Raw genomic sequence first — 25,869 nt, 5'->3', positions numbered from 1 at the left:
AATGAGAATCCTTTTTACGGGAGCTAGCTCGTTTTCAGGCATGTGGATTGTAAAACAACTTGTCGCACAAGGGCACCGGGTAACAGCCATTTTTAAACGGCCTCTAGCTGATTATTTTGGAATAAGAGGACAACGAGTTCAGGCGGTTCTTCCGATTTGTAATCCAGTTTTTAATTGCACTTTTGGTAGTCAAAAGTTTTTAGAACAGATTGAAAATGAAAGTTCCTGGGATCTATTTTGCCACCATGCAGCAGACGTGACAAATTATAAAAGTCCCGAGTTTGATGTGGGAAAAGCGGTAGCCAATAACGTTTTTCATCTCAAGCATGTCTTGGAAGCGTTTTCGCGAAAACACTGCAAACGTGTATTATTGACAGGCACTGTTTTTGAACAGAATGAGGGGGAAGGGGTACACCCTTTAAAAGCTTTTTCCCCCTATGGGTTATCAAAAGGTGTCACTTCTGACATTTTTCGATTTTATACCGAACAATTAAGCATGAAATTAGGAAAATTTGTCATTCCTAATCCTTTTGGTCCCTACGAAGAGGTGCGTTTTACCACCTATCTCATCCAAAAATGGTTTAAAAAAGAGGTGGCCATGGTAAGCCATCCTGCCTATATCCGCGATAATATCCATGTATCCTTGCTTGCCAAAGCTTATGCTCAGTTTGCCGAAAATCTTAGCGATGAAGCTGGATTTGAAAAGTTCAATCCGAGTGGGTATGTGGAAAGCCAAGGGGATTTTACTAGCCGTTTTGCGGCTGAATTACGTTCTCGTTTAGGCTTACCTTGTGAATATGAATTGCTTATGCAGACAGATTTTCGTGAGCCAAAAGAGCGCTATAATACAGGTTTGCTTCATGATTTGGAATGGAGTGAACAAAAAGCTTGGGATGAGTTGGCCTCTTTTTATCAACAGACATATGGAGAATCCCACGCATGACCGAGTCTATAGGTGTAGTATTGATCACCCATTGTGCGAAAAAGCATTTACCCTTTTGTTTGCCACCTCTCTTAAATTCATCCTTGAAACCTCGTATCCTTGTGGTGAATTCCTCTTCTTACGATGGAACTGTTGAGCTAGCGCAATCGCTGGGCGCAGAAACTTTGGTGATTAAACGCGCTTTGTTTAATCACGGGTCTACCAGGGAATTGGCTCGGAAGTATCTCAATACCGACATTGTGGTGATGATGACACCCGATGCGTATCTGACACATCCGCAAGGGTTAGAATATTTGCTAGAGCCTATTTTTCAAAGAAAAGCGTCCATTACCTATGCCCGCCAAATCGCCCATACAGGCGCGGACTTTTTTGAAGCCTTTCCCCGAGAATTTAACTACCCTGCACAAAGCCATCTAAGAGGGATTGAGGATGCTGCCCAATTTGGAGCTTATATTTTTTTCTGCTCAAATTCCTGTGCGGCTTATCGCAACCAAGCCTTAGATGAAATAGGGGGATTTCCTGCAGTTCTCTTAGGAGAAGATACGGCTGTTGTGGCGCAATTATTAAGAAAAGGGCATCGCATTGCTTATGTGGCAGAAGCGGTTGTCCATCACTCCCATCGCTACTCCTTGAAGCAAGAATTTGAACGTCATTTTGACACCGGACTCGCGAGGAAAAAGCTTCAAGCCTTATTACAAGGAGGGGGCTTAGATAGCGATAGAGGGAAAAGATACGCTCAAGAAATGTTTAAAAGGCTTTTAAAAAATCAGCCTTTGATGATCCCTTATGCCATTTTGCATATTCTTGCTAAATGGATGGGGTATAAAATCGGCAGAATGAGTTGCCGCGCTCCTTTATGGTTAAAAAAGAAATTAAGCAGCCAAGATTTTTATTGGGTTTCCCAAGATTTCACTCAAGGCTGCTCAAATTAGACTTAGTCAGCTAGACATTTCCCGGAAAATTTTCTGCAAGTGACTATGGGCATAAGCAGCGGTTTTATCGGGAAATCCTGCTAAAATGTGTTTTTGAAAGAGCATTTGCATTTTTTCCACCCCTTGTTCAGCAAACCATTCTCTTAAAATTTTCTGTTTTTCTTCCGAATAAGAGGATTCTCCATTCAGAAATTCAATTTTGACGATTTTTTTGAGAAGGTCCTTTGGGACAGGACGGGATTGATCATAATATCCTAGACCTAAGCGATATAAATTATTTTTTTCGTTTTTCTCATCCCTTACGTCATCTTGGCTCAGGATGACAGCCTGGCCTTCGATCACTTGGACATAGTGAAAAGGGACACGGTGATTGCCTAATAATTTGAAATCTTTTATGGCCGGATGAACTTCATACCACTCAATTGCATTGATGGAAATGCTGATTCCCTCAAATGCCTCGGCATAGTCTTTCAAAATGGGATCATAAGGGCAATAATCTTTCATTTCAAAATAAGGTGCCATATAAGGCCGAGGGATTGGCGTCCTGCTACTTAAAACATCGCCTGGGATAGCCGAAAAATGCAATTCGAGCATTTTAAGGGGAAATATGCCTAAGAAGCTTTCAATACGGCCAAGCTGAATATTTTCCCTTTCCTTCTGTGCTTGAACTTCTAGTTCGTTTTCTATTTCGGTTTCTTGTTCTCGTTCTGCGGTTTGATCAGAATCAATCGAGCGAATGGGCACTAAAACTTTAGCAGCAAGCGAGTGTTGATGCTTTTTACAAATTTGCTTAATGCTAGTTTCGATGACTTCGCAGGAAAGTCCCTTTTGCTCGAGGAAAGGAAAATTTGAAAAGAGAGTTTGAATTTTTTCTAAGTAATCTCTTTCAACTGTTTGACGAACCAAAGTGCTATCTTCTTCTCTACTGATTGTTCCATATAGGTTTTTTGGAGGAGCATTGTCTTCTTGAATCCATGTTTTTTGCAGGTAATTAAAAAGCAGCTTTTTTTCTTCCTCGGAATAGGTCATATCGATCAAAGCATCTAGCAGAATACTTTGGAAAGCCTGCTCTAACTCTTGCCTCAGGGCCTTAAAATTATCGTTTCCTTGCTGTTTAGCTTGGTTAAGGATGGTAAAGCGCAATATATCGCAAAAGGTTGGTTTATGTGCAATCTGGAGCTTTTGCTGAATAATGGATTCCACTTCTTCGGTTAAAACAAATTTTACCCGTTGGGCTTTATTTTCAAGCCCGCGTAAGCGCCAAGCAGCTTGTAAAAGATCGCGCAGCAACATATTTTGATCGAGGGTCACAATCCCAATAGCCCCCATTTTTTGGGGGACATCCGCTCCTGTCGTATGGCTTTGGTCGAGGAAGGTTTGCCTTTTATCTAGGGAGGTTTTTGATTCGTTTAAAGGAATCTCCCGTTCCCCATCAGTTTCTACTTGCTCATTTTTTCGGTTGTAAAACACGACCGGGTTTCCATTTTTCCGGGCAAGCGTTTTAGCAATCGCCGCATTTCCCCCTTCTTTAAAATAGCCTCCCGCATCGCTCATTAAATCAAATTTGATTTTTTGCCGTTCAAGTTCAGCAAGCATTTCAGCGGTTGAGCCCTCTTTGATCACATACACTTCGTTTAAGCTATGCTGATGAAGAAGTTTGATGGTTTTAATGTCGGTGCCCACTTCGGCTTCCGGATTAAGCTTAGAATGCATGCTTTGGCTATTCCAAAGCGTGCCCGTGAAGCCAGAGAGATTCTTTTTAAATAGTCCAATTAAATTGTGGGGATTGCAGCTGATTTTGTGGCTAAAGATTTCCAGCTGAGGCAAGATGGCATGCATCACAAAAGTATTTTTTTGCGGGATGCTGGCATTCACATGCTGGGTGAGCTGCTGGATATGCAGTTGATTGAGATTAAATAAGGGAGTCGTTAAAGGGCCTCTAATCTTGCAAAACGTTTTCCAGGCGTCTGTCTTTTCAAGAGTTAAGTGAGGACTATCCTTCATCTCATGCATAGCTTTGATTTGAAGCCGTTCAATCTCTTGCATGATAATGGCCTCGCTCACATTTTCTTTGGCATAGTATTGAAAAGTGTAGTTCATGGTGATGAACGGATTGGCAAACTGGGAGCCTTTACTTGGCGTATTAGCTGCACTATAAGGGATGGCAATACTACTTTGGCTTTCAAGATCTAAACCGTATTTTTTATTAATCCCTTTACTTAAGGTATGTGGCAGGAAGCTAGAGACCTCTTCGGCTGCGAGGGCTAGAATATTTTTCACATCGTCTTGCTGAGCATCGTAAAAATTTTGCGCCGAAAAAATATGGGAAGGTTCGCGACATAAATACGCCAGCACTAGGTTCTTTTGGGTGCGATCAAGCGATTTTAAGAAATTCTGTATGTTATGCGTGGTAGAATTTGTGTCAAAGAGGGTGTTTTCCAAACGTTCTACAAATTTTTCCGCGAGCAGCGCTTTGATCTTTTGGTGATACAGCTCTTCTGTAAAAATAGGCGCTTGTGAGTCTGGCTGTGGATCGCTATCTAACTGGCCGAGGGCTTTGAGCTCGGGATCGGTGAAAAGCAATTCCAATAAAAGCGAAATGGTGACGATGGCATCTTTATTGTGAGCTTGTTTTTCCCCTATGCTGAAACACACTTCATGTAAGACGTTTAAAACAGTATCGGCTTCGTCTATCAAGGGATGGGAGTTTGTTGCTAATAGGGAGAGAATCTCGGCCATGATTTTTAATTCCTCAGGAAATTCCCCTTTGGGAATAAAATAGTGGCACCGTTCCATAAATTTTAAAATAAAACATTCCAAGCTTTTGCTTGTCATAATCAGACATTCTCGCTCTTTTTGAACCCTTCTTAAATCGTCTAGAATAGTTTGCAGAGAATGCACTGAGAAGGTGGTGCTGCGATCGAAATGCAAAGCTCTTAAGGGCATGGCGAAGGTCTCGCTGAGGATGGTTTGGGTATCAGTGGCTACGCTTTTGAAAAGAGGAGTGGGGACGATCAGGGTGGATAAGGTGTTTCTGTCGGCGCGCAACAAGCTTAATAGAGGAAGTAGCACTTTGGATTTGCCAGAGCCCATAATCATTTCCATGATGGGGTTTAGATCCCCTGCTTCTAAAAACTTAGCGAGCTTTTGCACCTGGGCTTGGCGCAAGCAAATATTGGCGTAATATTCAAATACCAAATAGGCTGGGTGAGCGTTAGGGTTGTATTGCCTAGTTTCAAGCAAAGCTGTGGCAAGCTGCTGAGTCAGTTCTTTTTTTTCCTCGGAAGGCTTGCAAGCTTTGGCCTGCTTGAGAAGTGCGCTTGCCCGCTGTCTTTGCTGCTCTTTGGTTTGAATGGCGAGGTATTCCCCTACTAATTTAAATAAGGTTTCAATCACCTGCGCATCAAGGCCGGGATTTTTTTTGAGCAGACTAGCGGTATCCTTTCTTCCAAAACAAACCATCAGCTCATCTAAAGTTAATGCTTTTTGTTCTCCTGCTAAGAGCAAGTGCTGCTCTAAAACCTTCTGAAAGGCATTAGATGAACGTGTATTGGCAATTTCGGCTATTTTAACTTTTAGTCGCTGTAGCTGCTCTTTTGCTTCTGCTTTTCCGCGATTTAAAATTTGCTCAATGGATTTAATCCCTTTTTTATCCAACGTATATTGAAAGGGCTGCTCAGGTTTAAATTGCTTGAGCTCTTGGCTAAGTTGAGCGAATTTTTGGTGATAGAGCGGTTCTGGGCTACTGGGGTGAAGAGCCTCAGCTTCTAACCAATTTTTTAGATTTTGATCCCCTGTTTCTTGAATTTTAGCTTGTTTGAAACATTTTTCCCTTTCACATTCTGTTTTAAACAAGGGCAGCTTTGGAACTGCATAAGTGGGGTGAATAGCGCTGATTTTCTCAAGTTCAACATCTAGCTTAAAATCGGGAGGAGTTAGATGGGGAATATCTGGGGGACATTCTTTCGCTATTTCAGAGTTTAAAGCATCTTTTGCAAGTTGATCGGCAGTTTCAAGCATCGATTGCCACCATGCTTGCGTTTTTTCAAACGGGGTAAATTTTTCAGCAAAATTGATCACACATTCAATCAGGGCTTTCCAATTTGTCTTTTCATTTTTGTAAAATTGCAAGGCCACTTTTAGCCACTTTTTTTCTTGCAGCGAGCCATTTCGCGCCATTTCGTAAATTTGGTTAAAGCTAGATTGGATATAAACATTTATCTGCGTGATTAAGGCTGTTTGAATATCAAAAGTTTTGTGTTCTTTAGAAAATTTTGAGGAAAACATTCTCTTAAAAGAATGTGGGGAACAAAAGCTATTTTTAGGGTTTTCTTTTGGCGGAATAACGTAAGTTTGAGCGTAGGCTGAATCAAGCTCGTTTAAGCGCACAAATTGCAGGGGATCATAATTTTGCTTGAGCAAATACTTAAGCACAAAAAGCTCCTCGTATCGGTTAAGTTTAAGCTCTGTGGCGTGATGGTATTTCATCAAGTAAGTGTTATAGCAGGCAGGGAAGGAGCTAAGAGCATTTTTTGTAACAGGTTGATTGTGATCAGCGCCATTTTTAATGAGTAAATAGTGCGCATAGAGGCGCAAGGCAACTGCATTGCCATCCATATCGCCAATCAGATCGCCTAAGGTGGTTAAATGCAGAAGCAGTTCTTTTTCTTCTTCGGTATAAGCACTTAATTTTGTCCCGTATTTCTTCAAGTACTTAGCGGCCGTCGCATATTCTCCCACGCCAGCCAGCACATAGGCTAGAAAAAAATTCGCTTTTTTGGAGAGCGCTTTTAGTTCTCCCTCCTTATTCACATCGTAGGTAAAAAACTTTTGCCCCGAAGGAAGTGCGTTCGAAATATTTTGTTCCAAACTGTATTTAGGCTTAAGGGATTCTAGTTTATCATCTTCCTGTTTCTTAAAAAAATGGTAAGGAATTACAACTTTTCTTGCTCCCTGAGCATTTTTCAGGATTAAAGCATTTTTATAGGCACCAAGAAAGGGGCTGTATTGTTTTTTAGCGAGATAAAAGCCTTGCTCTTTAAATAGGCTACAAACAAGTTTACCTGTTTTAAGATAGCGCTCAAAATTTAAGCCAAAACGAGGTAATTCGATTTGGGTGCAAATATTTTTAGAATACCATTTTTTTGAATACCATTCCTGGATATAGTCTTTATTTTCAAAATGTCTAACCCGGTCGGAAGGAGAATGTAGAGCTGTTTTCTGTTCGAGATTAAAAATTCTGTTTATACAGTCGTTTGATAGGTGAGCTTGGTAGGTTGTTTTGCCTGTTTGAGGATGAACCAAATCTAGCTGAGAAGAGTCTGAAAGGGGTAGCCAGTGCTGAAAATTTCGAGCTAAATGGTGGCTAAAAAAGGAGGATTTTCCGTTTTCATCCCTTAAGCTTTCTTGAGGGATAAAGCGATACCATTTTTGATGGCGCTGTTGTTCTATAATGAGCTGCCGGTTTTGTAATCGAATGAAAGTTGGGTTTCCATTAGTTAAATGCAATTCATAAATTCCATTGGCTCGTTGGATTCCCCTTTTGACTGATCCAAATAGCTGCCTAAAATGCACATGTTCTCTAATTTCAATGGGAAGAATAAGCTCTTCATTTTTTATATAAAAACGGGAAATAAGAGGATGATATAGGATTCTTGTACCATCATTCGATTCAAAGTAAGGAAATTCGCCCGGTTGTCGTATTGCATTCCAATTGTTTATTTCTTCCATGCCTAGAACTTCTTTTAAAAGAATGGAGAGGAAGGCGGAAATTTCCTTTTTTTCCTTTTTCAGGAAAAATTCTTTGATAGAATAAGCGTGAATATGAATGGCACTTAAAACATTTTTATCCGTTTCCGGGCACATCCATTTCACAGGGACAGGATAGCGTTGAAGATAGCAAGATCCTATAAGTAAATCTTTAATTGATTGTTGGTCTAAATCTTGTTTTCTTGACAACAGAGACACAATTTCGGCATGGATCACGCTCTTTTCTTCCACCGATAAGTTTTCATGGCGTAGAAGGCTTTTTAAGTCATCGAATGTGTCAGCATAGAGGGGATGCTCATAACCAAAAATGGGATCATCTCTCAGATAATCTTGGCATAAACGGCGCATTTTTAATATAAATACAGCTGTTTGAATAGCATTTTTATCACAGGCAGATTGGTAGTTACGCCTTAAAAAATTTCCAAGCAGGCCAACAAATCCCTGAAGTTGTATTTCCTTGGCTAGCAGCTTTCCCTGGAAGAAAAAAATTTCTAAAAGAACTTGGTAATCGGGATCGTGTAGTTTGCTAGGATTTTTTTCAAAATAGGCTAACGTTTCGGAAATTTGGAGATGTGGATGAATATGGATATGGCGGAGCATTTTGTACAACTCATCCGAAACCCCCTCAAAATGTTTATTCACATGATCGCTCAGTAATTCTGATTCCTTGGAATATTTCCGAGTTAAAAAAGAGTCGGTAATTTTTTTTAATTCAGGGTTTTGGATCGGTCTTACTAAATTTTCAAAATACTCTTTATTTTTTTGAAAATTTGGCTCCTGAAATTTATCTTCAGAAATGCCTTTTATTGAAAACTTAACGATTGATTCGTGTGAAGAATGTGTTAAATCAAATGAGATAGAGCAATCTAGCTTATCTGTAGGAGGATTGATAGCCTCTCCGTGACTTAGATAAAGAAAATATAAATGGGTATTTCTAAAGCTTTTGAACCACTCAGGAAGCTTATCGCTGGCATAAATGCATGCAGCTTGCCCTATTTCATTTAAACAGAGAAACTGAGCATTTTCTTTAGCTAGCTCTTTTGAGATTTCTGGGAAAAGCTTGGGCAATTGATTTGTAAAAGCGCCGTTTGGATAAAAATCGAGCCTCATCTTCCCCCAACAGTGTTCAACGGCGGAGGAATCAAAAAAACTTAACGTATTGTAAAATTCTCGCTGCAATTCGAAGTCGAGAATTTTAAAGAAAAATGGTTGTAGCAAAGAGTCTTTTGGAGAGGAAGAACGTAAACAGCCTAAATCTAAATTTCCCTCAAATCCTATCAGACGTTTTTGCATGTATAAAATTTTTAGCAAAACATTCAAGCGTTCTGGATGAATTCGTTCAGGGTTGGGTACCCGAAAACACGTTTCAAAGAAAGTTTCGGAAATTTTGCCCAAATGCGTGAGGAGCTGTTTGTATTCAGTCTCAGTGAGCTGGTAAGTGTCTAATACAGGTATTTTTGAAAAAAAATGGATAAGGGCATGGTGCAAAGCCAGATATTCTTGTCTACCTTTAGCCTCCTCAGCCAGTTGGATAAGCACGGGGAGCGAACGAGTTAAATCTTTTGAATCCAGTTGATTAACGGCATGAAATACAAAGGAGTAAGATTGGGAGACTGGCTTATTTTGCTCATTCGCTAACAGATGTAAAGGAGTACTTAAGTCCTTCGGAAGATGAACACTTCTTATTTCAAAACCTGGATTATCATTTGCAGAAGCTGTTTGAGAGCACAAGGCCTGATCTCTTTTGCCCTTCAGGAAATGGGAAATTTTTGTCAATTTGGCGGCCGAACTCAGGGCATATTGCTCGTCTAAAATAGAGTTTTTTAGGTTTTTTGCAATTCTTTTGCTTAAATTCGTTTGCGATTTTTCTAATAAGCGCCAGTTTGCATTTGTCAAAGCTCTATCTTGCACTTGGCTGATATAATCGCACAGACTTTGCATCCGTAGATCGCAAATGAATTGTTTGTAAGCCTTCTTAGGCATGCATGTGGATAGAAAAACCAGGGGTGAGCGCATGCTGCAAACGCCGGCACGCTGGGGCGTTTTAAGCAAATCTAAGGCAGGAGGGTTCTCCGGATAATTCATTTTATCTGGCTTTAATAAAGATATGATCCCGGTATAAATATCTTCAGTGCCATATTTTGTTTTTTGGCTTTCATCTTCCGGAAGAAGAGCATAAGTTAAAAGCTCGTAGAGAGCTTGTAAAGTGTGGGGATCGGTGAGAGCTTCTTTCGAAACTCCCACAAAATCGACATAAGGTAGAGTTTTAACTTTATTTCCGACAAGCGCACGAAAATGCTTCTCAGAGCCGGCTCCTAGGTTAAAGACTCTCACGGTTGCTTGTTGATAAGAGGTGGGAATAATTTCATAGCACATCGCATGGCCAGCAGGTAAACCCGTCCATCCGCCCGGGAGCAATAAGCGTTTTTGATGTTCAAAGGCGGTCGTGATTTTGGCTAAGCTATGCTTTTTAAAATCGCGGGCCAGTTCGACCGCATCGGCAAGCTGGCGCAAATGATCCTCTGTTAAACCGTAGCAGGGTAGCCCTTGCGATTGGCGCTTTGTGAAAAAAAGCTGCAAATAGCTGAGCGTGGTTTGGAGGGTAGAACCCTCAAGAGAATTGTTATTTGCCCCAAAAGCATTGCCGTGAATATGAAAAAGTTCTCGCGCAGTAATGGTTGGCATTTTTTTTATGCGCGGAAATTTGAGCGTTGTTCCGCCTGCCTCATTAGCTTGGCTGGCTTGCAGCAAAGAAAGATTAAGACCCTTTAATTTGAGCTGCTTATCTTTTTTTAAAAGCGAAAGTTTTTGAAAAATTGCTTCGACTTTTTTTATTTTTTCAGGGGTTTTTTCTGCCGCTTTGGCCTTATAAGAGTAATACCTTACAATTTTGAGGGCGCTTTGGTTGTTATGCCACTCTCGATAAAGGATTAAATAAAAAATACGCTTAAGGTAAAGGGAAATAGTTGAACAAGTTTGGACTATTGGACGAATCCAAAAGTTTTTGTTTTTGACAGTTGGAGCGATGCAATTTAACGAAGCATTCAGGTGATCTTTTTTGCGCGAGACCGATTTCATAAAAAGCCTTAATTTATAACAAAAAAAAAGAAAAATTATAACTTTTATTTTTTTTATTTAAAAGTAAGAAAAATCTAATCCGGAAAGCAGCCAGTTAGAATAGATTTTCGAATAAAATAAAAAAGCCTTAATTCCTCACATCTGTTTGGTTAAGGGATTAAGGAGTGAATAGGGTATAGAGGGGCTCTAATCATCGAAATATAGGGCATTTAAGGGTTAATTAAACGGATGGTAAGGCATTTCTTAACCTTCATTTTGAACCGTAAAATATATAAAAAAATTTTGCAATTTTTTAGCAGAATTGTTATTCATATTCGTTAAGGCCGATATTGATCTCAAGGGGAAGTATGCCCACCCATTTTATTTTCGCAGGCATTATTGTCATGCTTCTTTTAGTTTATCTGATTTATACCGTGTTACACCCTGAAAAATTTTGAAAAGGTAGCAGGCATGTCGTCTTTGGATGGGATACAAATTCTCGTATTTATAGCGCTCCTTCTTCTCGTTACTCCTTTACTCGGGCACTATATCGCGGATATTTTTTCCGATAAAAAAACGGTAGTGAAGCGTTATTTGGGATGGCTGGAAAAAAGCTGTTATTGGGCGGCTGGGGTGGATCCTCAACTTGAAATGACCTGGAAAGAATATGCTAAAGCCCTAGGGATGTTTAATTTATGGGGTTTTTTATTTCTTTTTTTTCTTTTGCTTATGCAAGGCTTTCTTCCATTCAATCCCCAACATTTTTCAGGCATATCAGGTGATCTGGCTTATAATATAGCCATAAGCTTCGTCACGAATACCAATTGGCAATCTTATGCAGGAGAAACCACGTTAGGCTACTTGGCTCAAATGTTGGGGTTAACCACTCAAAATTTTTTAAGCGCTGCCACCGGAATGGCCACATTGCTTGTGTTGATGCGAGGAATGACTCGCCAAGGGGAGAAAACAGTCGGAAATTTCTGGCGCGATCTTGTTCGAACGATTGTCTATTTATTGTTGCCCTTTTCTATCCTCTTTGCCATTTTTCTTGTGAATGAAGGGGTTGTGCAAACGCTCTCTCCTTATGTGGAAACAATTGGATTGGAGGGAAATAAGCAGATGATCCCTCTGGGTCCTGTTGCTTCGCAAGTGGCTATAAAGCAGCTGGGAACCAATGGGGGAGGATTTTTTAACGCCAATAGTGCCCATCCCTATGAAAATCCTTCGGCATTCACCAACTTTTTGGAAATGTTTGCCTTATTGATCATTCCAGCTGCTACAGTTTATGCTTATGGCCTCATGATTAGTTCTAAAAAGCATGCCTGGATCTTATATGCGCTGATGTTGACATTATGGATGGGGAGTCTTGGCGTGTCTATTTATGCAGAAAATTTAGCAAACCCCCTTTTGAATAGCTTACCTTATTTGGAAGGCAAAGAAACCCGTTTCGGGCTTGCAAATAGTCTTTTATGGAGCGTAACCACCACGGGAACATCCAACGGCTCTGTTAATGCCATGCTTTCAAGCCTTTCTCCAATGGCCGGAGGGAGCGCCTTGTTCAACCTTATGCTAGGAGAACTTATTTTTGGAGGAATCGGGGTGGGTTTATGCGCACTGCTGATGTATACCCTCTTAACGATTTTTCTCTCGGGCTTGATGGTAGGAAGGACGCCCGCATACTTAGGCAAAAAAATTGAGGCAAGAGAAGTAAAATGGGTGATGCTTTCTGTCCTGACGCCAAGTGCTTTGATTTTACTCGGTTCGGGGATTACAAGCATTTTACCTACAGCTTTGAGCAGCATTTCAAATCAGGGACCGCATGGGCTTTCTGAAATTTTATATGCTTTTTCTTCGGCTGCAGGAAACAATGGGAGTGCTTTTGCCGGCCTAAATGCAAATACTCCCTATTATAATTTAATGCTGGGAACGGTCATGTTGATTTGCCGAGGCTCAACCCTCTTACCCAGCCTAGCGATTGGGGGGTTGTTAGCAGAAAAAAAAGCCATTCCTCCGTCAATGGGGACTTTCTCGGTTGAGTCTTTATTATTTGCTATCCTTTTGGGAGGCATAATTTTGATTATAGGAGGGCTCACATTTTTTCCTGCTCTTACCTTAGGGCCCCTCGCAGAGCACCTTTTAATGCTACAAAAAATGTCATTTTGAGGAAGTATGCCACCAAAAAAAGGAAATATTTTAGATGCAAAGGGGGTATTTAAGGCCTTAAAAGAAGCGGTATGTATGCTTACCCCACAAGCGCAAATTAAAAATCCCGTCATGTTTGTGACGTACGTAGCAGCCTTTGCAACTTTTTTGTATGTTTTATCGCAACTCTTTTATGGAAACTTAACGGGATTTGACTTCCAAATCACCCTTTGGCTGTGGCTCACTTTATTTTTTGCAAATTTCTCCCAGGCCATTGCAGAAAGCCGGGGAAAAGCTCAAGCAAACAGTTTAAGAAAAGCTAAAACCGAGATCTTTGCCAAACAAGATTGCAATGGTATAGCAATTAAGGTTCCTTGTAACCAGTTGAAAAAAGGGGACATGGTGATTTGCGAGGCGGGCGATCTTATCCCTGCAGATGGAGAAGTCATTGAGGGGGTTGCCACTGTGGATGAATCTGCTATTACGGGGGAATCCGCTCCAGTTATTCGAGAGAGCGGAGGGGACCGAAGTGCTGTGACAGCGGGAACAAAAGTTTTAAGTGATCGTTTAAAAATTAAGGTCGTTTCAGATGCGGGACAGAGTTTTTTAGATAAAATGATCCATCTTATCGAAGGCGCCAAAAGACAAAAAACCCCCAACGAAGTGGCTTTAAGTATTGTTTTGTCTGGCTTAACCTTTGTCTTTCTATTGGCGACATGCTCCTTGAAAATGTTTGGGGACTACAGTAGCTATGCAGCAAAGCAAGACCTTTCCCAAATTTTAACTATCCCTGTTTTAGCCGCATTACTTGTATGCCTAATTCCCACAACTATTAGCGCTCTTTTAAATGCTGTAGGAATTGCGGGAATTGATCGGCTTATTAGACGAAACGTCATCGCTTTAAGCGGACGCTCCGTGGAAGCTGCGGGAGATATCGATCTGTTGATTTTAGATAAAACAGGCACAATCACCATCGGAAATAGAATGGCTGTAGCTTTTTTACCTGCTACAGACATGGAGGAGAAAGAATTTGCCAAAATTGCACAGCTAGCCTCTTTATCTGACGAGACCCCAGAAGGGCGCTCTATCGTAATCTTGGCAAAAAATCAATTTAGTCTGAGAGGAGAAACCGTTGAAGCAGGAGCCTCAACTTTCATTCCCTTTTCTGCCAAAACCCGGATGAGTGGAATCGACTTTAAAGATAACGAAGGGAAAGTACTTCGTTCAATCAGAAAAGGTTCTGTAGAAGCAATTAAGAAGCACGTTTTGAGTTTAGGTGGAAAATATACTCCTCACTTAGATGCTGGGATCCAATCGATCGCCCATAAAGGTGGGACTCCTTTATTAGTAAGCGATCAAGATAAAATTGCAGGAATTGTTCACTTGAAGGATGTCATCAAAGGTGGAATTAAAGAACGGTTTGCAGAAATGCGTAAAATGGGCGTTCGCACTGTAATGGTAACCGGCGATAATCCCATGACGGCTGCTGCTATTGCGGCAGAAGCAGGTGTAGATGAATATATCGCTGACGCCACTCCCGAAATGAAGCTAGCCAAAATTAAGGCAGAGCAAGCAGGGGGAAGGCTGGTGGCTATGACCGGTGATGGAACAAACGATGCACCTGCATTGGCCCAGGCTGATGTGGCCGTAGCGATGAATACAGGCACGCAGGCATCGCGAGAAGCGGGAAATATGATTGACTTGGATAGCAATCCAACTAAGTTGATAGAAATTATTGAAATTGGCAAGCAGATGCTGATGACGAGAGGGGCTTTGACCACGTTTAGCATAGCCAACGATGTGGCCAAATATTTTGCCATTATCCCCGCGATATTCGGGGTTTTATATGCGGCTGCTCCAAATCAAAAAGGCCCTTTGTCGATCCTAAATTTCATGCATTTACAATCCCCTCATAGTGCAATCTTGAGCGCCTTAATCTTTAATACTTTAGTGATTGTGGCCTTGATCCCCCTAGCGTTGCGAGGTGTTAAATATACCGCTCAATCTGCTCATGATTTATTGAGAAATAATCTTTTAATCTATGGACTTGGGGGAATGATCGTTCCTTTCCTTGGAATCAAGCTGATTGATTTGGCGATTACTTTTTTAGGATGGGTATGAATCTCTTTGTTCAAGCTTTTCGGATGCTCATTTGGATGCTTTTGGTTTTAGGAATCCTCTATCCTTTAATGATTACAGTCATTGCTCAAGTGGGGATGCAAGACAAAGCAAACGGAGGAATCATCAGAGAGGAAGGTAAAGCTTTAGGCGCCCTCCTCATTGCACAAAAATTTGAAAGTGAGCGTTATTTTTGGCCGCGTCCTTCTGCTGTCGACTATAATCCCCTTTCGTCAGGAGGCAGTCAGTTAGGTCCTACTAGTAAAATTCTTGTTAAAACGATCGAAGAAAGAAGAAGCAAAATGGCCAGTGCCCACCAAGTGGATACCTCCCAAGTACCCGCAGAATTGCTATTCACTTCGGGAAGTGGAATAGATCCCCACATCAGCCTGGATGTTGCTCGATTTCAAATCCCCCGAGTGGCGAAAGCAAGAGGATTAGCTGAAAACAGCCTGATTCAATTGCTTCAAGAACTTACCATCCCACCCCGCTTTTTCATTTTAGGAGAACCTCATGTCAATGTCCTTCTCCTTAATCAGGCTTTGGATGTATTGGATGAGAGGTAGGAAGCACGATGAGTGAGCAAGAGCAGCGCCCCCCTCCAGAAGATTTTTTAAAGATAGCAGAAGCGCAAGAGAGCAAAGATAAAGGCCAACTAAAAATATTCTTGGGCATGGCTGCTGGGGTAGGAAAAACTTATACGATGCTTAAAGAAGCTCATGCGCTCCAAAGAGAAGGGGCGCATGTTGTCATTGGGAGCGTAGATACACATGGGAGGAGCGAGACCTCTGCCTTGGTATTAGGCTTGAAAAAGATCCCAGCAAAAATGATTGCTTATAGAAATCGAGAATTTCAGGAATTGGATCTGGATGCTATCCTGCATTTAAGACCAGAGGTGGTACTTGTCGATGAGCTTGCTCATACCAACACTCCAGGTTTAAGGCATCCTAAAAGGTGGCAAGACGTGCTCGAAATATTAGAGCATGGAATGGATGTTTATACCACTTTAAATGTGCAGCATATCGAGAGTTTAAAAGAGGTGGTTCTGGGAATTACGGGAATTGCGGTTCAAGAAACTGTTCCAGATTCGATCATTGAAAAAGCCACTTCTGTTCACCTTGTGGATTTAACCCCAGATGAATTGCTGCAACGCTTAAAAGAAGGGAAGATTTACCTTCAAGATCAAACCAAGCTCGCAGTTCAAAATTTTTTTAAAAAAGACAAGCTTACCGCATTGCGGGAAATTGTTCTCAGATATGTGGCAAATAAGGTCGATCGAGATTTACAGCACATGGAGCCCAGCAGTGAACGGCGTGTCCCTTGGCGTGCAAGAGAAAAATTTCTGGTGGCAGTTAGTCCAAGCCCTTACTCTCAAAAAGTTATTCGCCGAGCATGCCGTATGGCAGTCCATTTTGATGCCCCCTGGATTGCCTTATATGTAAATGATAATCGGATTTTAGATGAGCAAGCTATCCAGCAATTGACCTACAATTTGCAGTTAGCCCGCAATCTAGGCGCAGAGGTGGTGACAATAAAAAATCCCAGTCTTTCAGAAGCCATTCAAAGCATTGTTAGGCAAAGAGGCGTTACGCAAATTCTTTTGGGACACTCCTTGGAAAAAAAGCTCTTTGGTACAGCTACTTATTTTTCTCTGCCTGACCTTTTAGCAGCCGAATGTCCAGAAGTAGATATCCATATTTTAAGGAAAGATAAGGATGCCTCGTACTCAAAAAAAATCAGCTTTTTCCCCTTTTTTAAAGTTCCTTGGATGAGTTATATCTGGGTATTTGGCTTGGCGGGCTTATTAAATTTAGCCAATTTTTTCCTCGTTCCCTTTATTGGATATGAAACAGTAGGAATTATTTACTTATTAGGAATTTTGCTTTTAAGTTTATTTTTCACTAAAGGGCCCGTCATTTTTGCTTCCCTTCTATTTGCCGTATATTGGAATGCTTTTTTTATTCCTCCCCTGTTTGTTTTCGAAATGAGTAAAAAAGAAGACATGGCCTTAGTTGCTTTGTATGTGATTACAGCGATATCGACAGGAGTTTTAGTCGATCGGGCCAGGGCTCACAAAGAAATGCTTCAAAAAAATGAAGCGATGACCCGTTTATTGTATGATGTGGTAAAAAAAATGGGGAGTGGACCTACCACTCAAGAGATCTTTAACTCAGTTAAAGAAGAATTAGAGCGGTTTTTTAAGGGGAAATTTGAGATCTTAGTTAAGCAATTGGGAAACGGGTTAAAACTCGATCCTTCAAATCAGCTATTAGTTAACGAGTTAGAAAAGAATACAGCTAGATGGGTATTCGAAAATGGCAAAGAAGCTGGTTGGTCTACCGAAACGCTGCCTTCTGCCAGAAATCTTTATTTTCCTCTTAAAGGATTACATCGTATGGTGGGAGTGCTTGTTTTCAAATCTGAGACCCAAAAAAATTTGTCTCTTGAGGAGAAAAATTTTATTTATACTATCATCGGACAATTAACCGCTTATTTAGAGCGCACTTTTTCGGAAGAAGAAGTTAAGCAGCACGAACAGCTGAAGTTAATCGAAAAAATTCACAAGACAATTTTAGAAAAAATTTCCTGTGAATTTAGCATTCCGATAGCCCGCATTCAAGCTTCCGCTCAAATGCTAAAAACTCGAAATCCAGTAAGCAAAGAAATTCACCAAATTGATGAGGCAGCCGAAACTCTTTCTAAGAGATTAACCCACATTTTAGCCATGGTAAAGCTTAGTGAGGGGATCGTCACTTTAAATTTAAGCTTACAAGATATCAAAGAATTAATTCACGAATGCTGTTTCAATGTGAAAAAAGGGCAAAAAGGGCACACCTTGAATATTTATATTGAAGATCACTTGCCTTTAATTTCCCTCGATGTTTGTTTGGTAGAAATATTGCTCTATCACTTACTTCTCAACGCATTTGAATATTCTCCCTCAGGCTCAACGGTTAAAGTCGAAGCGAAAAAGTCTGATTCCTATATTGTCATTTCAGTTGCAGATGAGGGTAAAGGAATCCCCGACGATCAACTCGAAACGATCTTCGAGAAATTTTTCCGTTTGCCTGAAGAAACTGGCTCTGGTATGGGGTTAGGGCTAGCCATTGCTAAAACGATTGCTGAGGCGCATAAAGGAAAGCTAAAAGTAGAAAATTTGCCCGCCAGAGGAGCAAAATTCTCTCTCTATCTCCCTGTAAAAATTTAATTTAATAAATTAAGAGACAAAAAAGAAGGATTTGCTTATGTAAAAAAAATAAATCGTTTTTTTCATAGGATAGGCACCTTGGACCGAAAACTCATGCAACTTTTAACCAGTATACTTTTTTGCTGGGCCTTTTTGTGCGGTTGTTCAAACCGCTCTCCCTCTGCTAAAAAAATTGAAATCGGCGATGCTCCTTTGATAAAAGCAGTTAAAGATGTGGAAGACCTCCCTTTGTTTGAAAAAGCTGAATGGGTTCCCCAAGACTGGTGGACCCTTTTTCAAGATGAGCAACTCAACGGCTTAATGGAAAAAGCTTTAAGTCACAATCAAACGTTACAATCTGCAAAATCGCGGGTTTATTCAGCGCTCTATCGTTCAGAGGCTCAACGCTCCTCTCTTTATCCGAATGTTTACCATGAAGCGGATGTTCAACGGCGAAAATTAAGTAAAAACTCTTTAATTCCATCGGAAGCCTCTTCCTCACCTGTGGGAGGAACTCCGCTGTTGCCAGTAAAAATTCCTTTTTATTTTACCCAATACGATTTTAATTTCTTTTTAACATTTGATTTTGACATTTGGGAAAAACGCAGAAATACCTATCGAGCCGCTCTTGGCGAATTACAGGCAACTTTAGCCGACAAGATTTTTACTGAATTAACTGTGAGTATTTCGCTTGCTCAATCTTATTTCCAGCTTCAAATTGATCGTTATCGGCAAGAGCTAGCTCAAAAACTTGTCGACCTGCAGGAAAAAAATCGGGGATTAATCCAACAGCGTATTGAGCATCATTTGGATAGTGATCTAAACCTTTTTCAAGCAGAAGGCCTTTTAACGGCAGCCAAGCAAACTTTGTCTGAACGGATACAAACTGCCTGCCAGGATGAGCTACAAGTGCTAGGTTTTATAGGCGGAGAATTCGATACCTCCATCGATTCTATTCTGATTGAAAATAAAGCGTTGCCTACCATTCCTTTACCACATGTTTTGCCGTTGCATTTAATTGCCCATCGTCCAGATATTGTGGCCCAACTTTGGATGATTGAATCTGCGGGTAGGCAAATCCAAGTTGCACAGGCAGGATTTTATCCCGATTTCAATTTAGCCACTCTTCTGGGCTTTCAGACCACCCATTTGAGAAAATTGCTTGAAGCCAGGAGTTCAGTTTATGAGGTTGAACCAGCCTACAGTTTGCCTATTTTCGATGGAGGCTTATTGACTGCCAATCTGCGAGGAAGTGAAGCCAATTATGATCTAGCCATTTATGAATATAATCAAAGAGTGATTAATGCTGTTCAAGAAGTGCTGGAGGCCCTGGTGATTGTCAAGCAAAGTTATATGCGTTTGCAGGAGGCTAGGCGAGATGTCCAACTTCAACAACAGGCGCTCGAGCTTGTTACCCAAAGGAGCAAAAATCATTTAAGCTCACTTCTAGACGTGCATTTAAGCGAAGAAACTTATCTTACAGCCTTAGATAATGAAGCTGTATCTCTTAATAACACCCTGTCCGCCATACTTAATTTAATAAAAGCATTAGGGGGCGGTTATGATACCTGTGAAGAGAAAACGCCATGACAAAATCAAAACAAACTCTTGCTGAAAAAAAACTCGGGCCTTCCAAAGAAGCTTTAACTCCATCGGATGAAAGCCGCAAGCCATTAACTGAGAGTGCAAACTCCAAAAAAAAACCGCTCATCCTTTTGACAAGCGCGATTTTACTGATTGCTTTGTGTTGGCTATTGTTATGGTTATTTCATTTCCGTTTTTATCAATCGACAGATGATGCGTATGTGAATGGAAATCTGGTCAAGGTAACTCCTGCGATTTCAGGAACTCCGATTGCCTTTTTTGCAGATGATACAGATTTAGTAGAGGCGGGGCAACTATTAGTCTTGTTAGATCCAACTCTTTACAAAATTCAATATGAGCAAGAACTAGCTAAGTTATCTTCCGCAGCCCTGCAAGTGATGCAAATGTATGATACAGTAAAGGTTTGCCAATCTACTGTAGAAAATAAAAAGGTTCAACTACAGCGGGCCCAGTATGACTTTTTGAATAGAAAAAACCTGGTGGATCTTAAAGCTGTTACCAATGAGGATTACGTACATTCGCGGGATGCATTTATGACAGCCAAACTGGACTACCAACAAGCTCTTGATCAATTGCAAGTGGCCCTTGATGCTGCAGGGAATACTCCCAGGGAAGAGCACCCTATTCTCTTGGCGCAAAAAAAAGCGGTAAGACAGGCCTATTATCATTTAAAACACTGCTCAATTTATGCGCCCTGCCGAGGACATATCGCTAAACGAACAGTGGAGGTTGGACAAACGGTGACACCTCAAAGCAATTTAATGGCAATCATTCCGCAAGATTATATGTGGGTAGATGCCAACTTCAAAGAAACAGAGCTTACCCATATGCGAGTAGGGCAGCCAGCGACTGTGACCTTTGATATTTATGGGAAAGGTGTCGAATTTGAGGGGAAAGTCTTAGGCATAGGATCAGGTACAGGAAGTGTTTTTTCCTTAATACCCCCTCAAAATGCCACAGGGAACTGGATCAAGATTGTCCAAAGACTTCCTGTGAGAATTGGATTAGACGTTGAGAAAATGAAGAAATTTCCTTTGCGATTAGGGCTTTCAGCTTTCGTGACGGTGGATATTGCAAATACTTCTTTACCCATGCTTGTAGAGGAAATTAAAGCTCAGCCGGTTGGTGTTACAGGTGTTTTTGAACTTGACTTTACGGAATTAAATGCTCGCATGGATGAAATGATTCACTCCATTTTTACAACTGTTTCCCAAGTCGATTGCCATGAAGGATAATTTACTGACAGGCTCTAGGCTATTATTGTTAAATATTGCCTTAGGGTTGGGCACGTTTATCCAGATTCTAGATACCTCCATTGCAAACGTCGCTATTCCTTATATTGCAGGTTCTTTAGCCGTGAGTGCAAATCAAGGTACCTGGGTGATTACTTCCTTTGCTGCCAGCAATGCGATTGTGCTTCCTTTGACAGGATGGCTATCCGATTATTTTGGAAAAGTGAAGCTCTTCGTTTATTCGGTATTTTTATTTAGCCTAACCTCTTTTTTGTGCGGATTGGCCACAGATTTGACCCTTTTAGTTTTTTTTAGAGTCCTACAAGGAGCTGTCGCAGGATCTTTAATCCCTTTATCACAGAGTTTGATCGTGACAAACAATCCTCCTGAAAAGCGGGGGGCAGCCCTAGGATTTTGGTCCATGATTGTGGTTGTAGCGCCCGTGGTGGGACCTATTTTGGGGGGATACTTGACCGAAGAATACTCATGGCCGTGGATTTTTTATATCAATGTTCCCATTGGGATTTTTTCAGGCGTCATGGTAGCCCTTTTATTAAGCGATCGTGAGAGTGAAATTGTGCGCAATCCGATCGATTGGACCGGCCTTTTTCTTCTGAGTATTGGGGTCGCTTGTTTGCAAGTGATGCTAGACAAGGGAGAAGATTTAGATTGGTTTGATTCCCATGTGATTTGCATATTGGGAATTGTATCCCTCATTGCTATCTCCTATTTTATTGTTTGGACATTCTATCAACCCTATCCTATTGTCAGCTTTAAATTTTTCGCTTACCGCAATTTTACATTAGGCACAATCATTACAACTCTTGGCTATTTGGCTTTTTTTGCAAGTACTGTGGTGGTTCCTTTGTGGCTGCAAACGGCGCAAGGTTACACGGCTTACCGTGCAGGACTTGCCGTTGCTCCGATTGGCATTTTTCCTGTTCTCTTAAGCTTTTTTATAGGTCAATACCTACACAGCTTAGATTTGAGGTTATGGACAGCGTTATGTTTCGCCCTTTTTTCTCTGGGCTTTTTTATCCAAGCCCATTTTATTTCAGGAATAAGCATTCAACATATTATGTTCGTGAGATTGATCCAAGGGATTGGATTAGCGTTATTTTTCATTCCTTTAGTCCAATTATCGCTAGGAAATATTCCCAATGAAGAATACGCCCGAGCTTCTGGGCTGTTTAATTTTATTCGTATTTTAGTGGGAAGCGGCTTTGGGACTTCCTTATCGGTGGCTTTGTGGGATCGACTTGAAATCTTTCACCATGGTCGCTTAACGGAATTGGCCACTTCTTATCACCCCGCAATAGCCCAGCTTTATGAGCAGCTTCCACATGTTTCTACAGCTTTCACAAGAAGTGTGATTGATCAAGCCTTGGATAGGCAAATTGCCCAGCAGTCTCACATGCTTGCGACCAATGATTTGTCTTGGATTGTGGCTTGGACGTTTATCTGCATGGTCCCTATACTTTTATTTTGCAAGCCGGTACATAAGCGTTCAACCGATGCTTCCCAATCTGTTCAGCATTAATCCCTTCCCTCTCCTTCGAAAATAAGTTCTCCTAGTATACGCGTTTTATTTTAGGTGAGCGAGGTGCCAGGGAATCTGAAAGAATGAAGAGCCTAGGCGATGAAAAATTTTGTCGTCTAACGGGCATTAAGCCATAGGCTTTCTATAAGGGGTCAACGTTTAACTTCATCTATTAATTCTAGAACACATGCGAGAATAGAGGAGCTATTTTCATGTAAGCCAAACTGGGGTGTGAGTGAAAGCAATTTCTACAAAGCAGCCAAATGGGTTGAAGATATTTTGGTTAAACATCTAGATTGAGCTTTACCAGTCCGTAGGGCGTTACTAAAAGAGGTTTCATGTTTACTTGTTTGGCCCACAGGTACCTTATCCAGATTGATGTAGCTGCCAATCTTTTGCCTGGATTTTGGCAAGGATGCGACTAAATGTGGAACTAGCTGAGTGAATTTCGAAAGGGCGCCTATTCAATTATAAATTTTTGAATCGGAGATTCAAGCGCTCCTTGTTTCCCTAGCTCTTATTCAACCTCTTTTAGGTTTAGAAGCAGATCTAATGAAGCTAAAACACTCTATCTTGTTGTTTTTGCACCATTCTTGTATGCTTACTCATTCACTCTTATCTTTCATTTTAGGAATCTGTATGTCCCAAGAAAAAACAGCGATTAGTCCCACACGCGAAGAAAATTATCCAGAATGGTATCAACAAGTAGTAAAAGCCGCCGATTTAGCTGAAAATTCACCAGTTAGAGGCTGTATGGTAATCAAACCGTGGGGCTATGGAATTTGGGAGAATATGCAAAAACACCTCGATCAAAGGATCAAAAATACGGGGCATGAAAATGCTTATTTCCCTTTGTTTATCCCGTTGAGTTTTTTGGAGAAAGAAGCAGCGCATGTTGAGGGATTTGCCAAAGAATGCGCCGTGGTGACTCATCATCGCCTAGAAGAAAAAAATGGGCGTCTTGTTCCGACGGGCGAACTAGAAGAACCTTTAATCGTCCGACCAACCTCAGAGACTATCATTGGAGAATCTTTTTCCCGTTGGGTGGAATCTTATCGCGATTTACCTCTCTTAATTAATCAATGGGCTAATGTGGTTCGTTGGGAGATGCGGCCCCGCATATTTTTGCGTACAGCCGAATTTTTATGGCAAGAAGGGCACACGGTGCATGCTTCTGCCGAGGAAGCATTCGAGGAAACCTTGAAAATGCTCGAAGTTTACCGCGATTTTGTAGAAAATGTTTTGGCGATTCCCGTTATCGTAGGCGAAAAATCTCCGGGGGAAAGATTTCCTGGGGCCGTCAGCACCTATACGATTGAAATAATGGTCCAGGATCGAAAAGCTTTGCAAGGGGGAACTTCCCACTTTTTAGGACAAAATTTTGCTAAAGCTTCCAATATTCGTTTCAGTAATAAAGAAGGGGAGATGGAGTATGGCTATACGACTTCTTGGGGGATTACCACACGCTTGATCGGTGCTTTGATTATGACGCATGGGGATGACGATGGCGTTCGGCTTCCTCCCAAAATTGCTCATCGACAAGCGGTTATTTTGCCCATTATGCCAAAGCCGGAGCACGAAAAAGCTGTTTTGGAGCATGCAGAGAAAGTCGCTGCGACATTGCGTGCTTCCACCTTTAACAATCAGCCGATTTCTGTGCATGTGGATAAAAGAGATTTACGGGGCGGTGAAAAAAATTGGGAATGGATTAAGAAAGGAATCCCCATTCGGATCGAAATTGGACCGAGAGATGTGGAAAATCAAGTGGTGACCCTTTGTCGAAGGGATCAGCCTCACAAAAACAAAATCACGATTCCTTTAGCAGAATTAGGGGAAAGGTTACCCCTCATTTTAGAAGAAATACAAAACAACTACTTTTTACAAGCTTTGCAGTTCAGAGACTCCCATATTCGAAAAGATCTGCATACTCTTGAAGAGCTAAGGCAATTTTTTACTCCAAAAAATCAAGAAAAGCCAGAAATTCATGGAGGGTTTGTTTTGGCTAAATGGTGTGGAGATCCAGAAACAGAAAAAATGCTCGATGAGTTGAAAGTCACGATTCGTTGCTTGCCTTTAGCCCAATCCAATACAGAAGGCCTCTGCATTTTGACTGGAAAAAAAGCCAAGTTAGATGTGATTTTAGCAAAATCGTATTAAAGCTATCTGACAAACACCCAATGGGCCCCTACCGCAAGATCAGCATAACGTTTTTGTTGTTGTTGAGGATTGCGGATATTTTGAAGATCTGTTTGAAGCTTTGCTGAGAGCTTTGCCTTTTCCTCTTGGATTTGATTCCAATTTTCGGGAGTAAAGTGCTCTTTTGTGTGCAAAAATTGGGTTAATTGATCGTCCGTAACTTTAAGTTCTTCCTGGATAAGAGTTTGCACTTCCCGGTCAATCGCCTCAATGCGAATAGAAAGCTCTTCAATTTTAAAAGAGTTTTTTTGGATTGCTTTTTCCAAAGACTCGATTTGAGATGAAAGATCTTCCGAGCTTTTTTGAGTTTTATTTTTAAAAAGGTCTTGATTAAATAACATAAACTTTCTCCTTTTTATCGTTAATTTTAAAGGAGATGCTCTTTTCAAGCAAAAAAAAAGTATAAGGAAAATAATATGACTCTCTATTTTGCTTTAATAATGGGAGCATTTGCCATTTTAGCTTGTTTTTTTTTCGGTAGGTCTAAAAGAAAAAAAAGGAACCCTGACATATTAGATAGAGAAGAAAAATTTTCCCTTTTGCTAGACCAATCTATCGAGAGAGTTTTTGCCCGTTTTTTAGAAGAAATTCCTATGGCTAAAATGTTTTTAAAAGGGGAAACGGCTGAAAATCTTAAAAAAACAGCTAAAAAAGAATTGGAACCGTTGTGGAAAGAAATTCAAGCCTTGGCTATGTCGGATAAAAGCAAACCCTTTAAGTCTAAATATTCCTTTTGGCTAGTTGGATCCCTTTTAGGGGGTGGGCTCATTTTGGCTCTTTTCTCCTATACTCAGCTCCATTTTTAAAAAGGAAGCTTATTCCGAGCAAAAGCTCCTAAGTTTGCATTGTCTATAGGACTTTTCGATTTTTCCCTGAAACTCTTAGCCCGCCCCTTTTGTTTATCCGCTAAGCGTTCTTCATTACAAAGCAATTTTCTGTTAGATTTCAATTTTAATTCGTGATCGCAACTTTCCAAAGGTTCTTTTAAATGAAAGGATTTATCTCCTATTTTGTGAAAGGAGGAAAAACCATCTCGTTTTAGGGGATGCCCAATTTGAGATAGGAGGGTGGTTTGATAAATTTTAACGTGCTTATCAAAACTCCAGCAATAAGGTTAAAGTTAGAAATTAACGATAAAAAATAAGAAT

14 protein-coding genes and 1 pseudogene are annotated in these 25,869 nt (G+C 40.8%); 13 read left to right on the top strand and 2 right to left on the bottom strand.

Annotated elements, in window-relative coordinates:
- Position 1 precedes the first annotated feature (1 nt).
- Entirely contained in the window at positions 2-943 is a 942-nt protein-coding gene (locus PARA125_RS01480) for an NAD-dependent epimerase/dehydratase family protein (protein WP_213156957.1), read from the top strand.
- Complete coding sequence (locus PARA125_RS01475) at positions 940-1,875, top strand: glycosyltransferase family 2 protein (RefSeq protein ID WP_213156956.1); 936 nt, start codon at positions 940-942, stop codon at positions 1,873-1,875. Before PARA125_RS01480 ends, PARA125_RS01475 begins: the two co-directional genes overlap by 4 nt.
- A 6-nt stretch (positions 1,876-1,881) precedes the next feature.
- On the opposite strand, the gene PARA125_RS01470 is transcribed toward PARA125_RS01475, so the two are convergent.
- The gene (locus tag PARA125_RS01470) at positions 1,882-10,722 is read right to left on the bottom strand and encodes a DUF3638 domain-containing protein (RefSeq protein ID WP_213156955.1); all 8,841 of its coding nucleotides are present in this window, start codon (positions 10,720-10,722) and stop codon (positions 1,882-1,884) included.
- Positions 10,723-11,069: 347 nt separating this feature from the next.
- Here PARA125_RS01470 and PARA125_RS01465 point away from each other — a divergent pair, with 347 nt between their 5' ends.
- From PARA125_RS01465 to proS, 10 genes and pseudogenes are all read left to right on the top strand, one after another.
- Entirely contained in the window at positions 11,070-11,159 is a 90-nt protein-coding gene (locus PARA125_RS01465) for a potassium-transporting ATPase subunit F (RefSeq protein ID WP_213156954.1), read from the top strand.
- 13 nt (positions 11,160-11,172) lie between these two features.
- Positions 11,173-12,864 (top strand): potassium-transporting ATPase subunit KdpA, encoded by a 1,692-nt coding sequence (gene kdpA / locus PARA125_RS01460; protein ID WP_213156953.1) that lies wholly within the window; start codon positions 11,173-11,175, stop codon positions 12,862-12,864.
- Between the two features lie 6 nt (positions 12,865-12,870).
- Complete coding sequence (gene kdpB / locus PARA125_RS01455) at positions 12,871-14,964, top strand: potassium-transporting ATPase subunit KdpB (protein WP_213156952.1); 2,094 nt, start codon at positions 12,871-12,873, stop codon at positions 14,962-14,964.
- Positions 14,961-15,527, top strand: coding sequence for a potassium-transporting ATPase subunit KdpC (gene kdpC, locus PARA125_RS01450; RefSeq protein WP_213156951.1), 567 nt, complete (start codon positions 14,961-14,963; stop codon positions 15,525-15,527). The genes kdpB and kdpC overlap by 4 nt, the downstream gene beginning before the upstream one ends.
- Before the next feature lie 8 nt (positions 15,528-15,535).
- Entirely contained in the window at positions 15,536-18,169 is a 2,634-nt protein-coding gene (locus PARA125_RS01445) for an ATP-binding protein (RefSeq protein WP_213156950.1), read from the top strand.
- A gap of 78 nt (positions 18,170-18,247) precedes the next feature.
- Complete coding sequence (locus PARA125_RS01440) at positions 18,248-19,738, top strand: efflux transporter outer membrane subunit (RefSeq protein ID WP_249274108.1); 1,491 nt, start codon at positions 18,248-18,250, stop codon at positions 19,736-19,738.
- Positions 19,735-20,988: an HlyD family secretion protein gene (locus tag PARA125_RS01435; protein WP_213156949.1), complete on the top strand. Its 1,254-nt coding sequence runs from the start codon at positions 19,735-19,737 to the stop codon at positions 20,986-20,988. The genes PARA125_RS01440 and PARA125_RS01435 overlap by 4 nt, the downstream gene beginning before the upstream one ends.
- Positions 20,978-22,525, top strand: a complete 1,548-nt coding sequence (locus PARA125_RS01430) for a DHA2 family efflux MFS transporter permease subunit (RefSeq protein ID WP_213156948.1) — start codon at positions 20,978-20,980, stop codon at positions 22,523-22,525. The genes PARA125_RS01435 and PARA125_RS01430 overlap by 11 nt, the downstream gene beginning before the upstream one ends.
- A gap of 169 nt (positions 22,526-22,694) precedes the next feature.
- Positions 22,695-22,822: pseudogene (locus PARA125_RS10125) on the top strand (transposase family protein); the annotation flags it as partial.
- A gap of 342 nt (positions 22,823-23,164) precedes the next feature.
- Positions 23,165-24,682 carry a proline--tRNA ligase gene (gene proS / locus PARA125_RS01425; protein ID WP_213156947.1) on the top strand — a complete coding sequence of 506 codons (1,518 nt, stop codon included), beginning with the start codon at positions 23,165-23,167 and terminating at the stop codon, positions 24,680-24,682.
- Between the two features lie 2 nt (positions 24,683-24,684).
- On the opposite strand, the gene PARA125_RS01420 is transcribed toward proS, so the two are convergent.
- Positions 24,685-25,062, bottom strand: coding sequence for a hypothetical protein (locus PARA125_RS01420; protein WP_249274107.1), 378 nt, complete (start codon positions 25,060-25,062; stop codon positions 24,685-24,687).
- Between the two features lie 75 nt (positions 25,063-25,137).
- On the opposite strand from PARA125_RS01420, the gene PARA125_RS01415 reads away from it, so the two are divergent.
- A complete protein-coding gene (locus tag PARA125_RS01415) occupies positions 25,138-25,527 on the top strand; it encodes a hypothetical protein (RefSeq protein ID WP_213156946.1) in 390 nt (129 codons plus the stop codon).
- Positions 25,528-25,869 lie beyond the last annotated feature (342 nt).

This window comes from Parachlamydia sp. AcF125 (assembly GCF_018342475.1).
In the GTDB taxonomy this organism is placed as follows: Bacteria; Chlamydiota; Chlamydiia; order Chlamydiales; family Parachlamydiaceae; genus Parachlamydia.
This window is presented reverse-complemented; position numbering and strand designations above follow the sequence as displayed.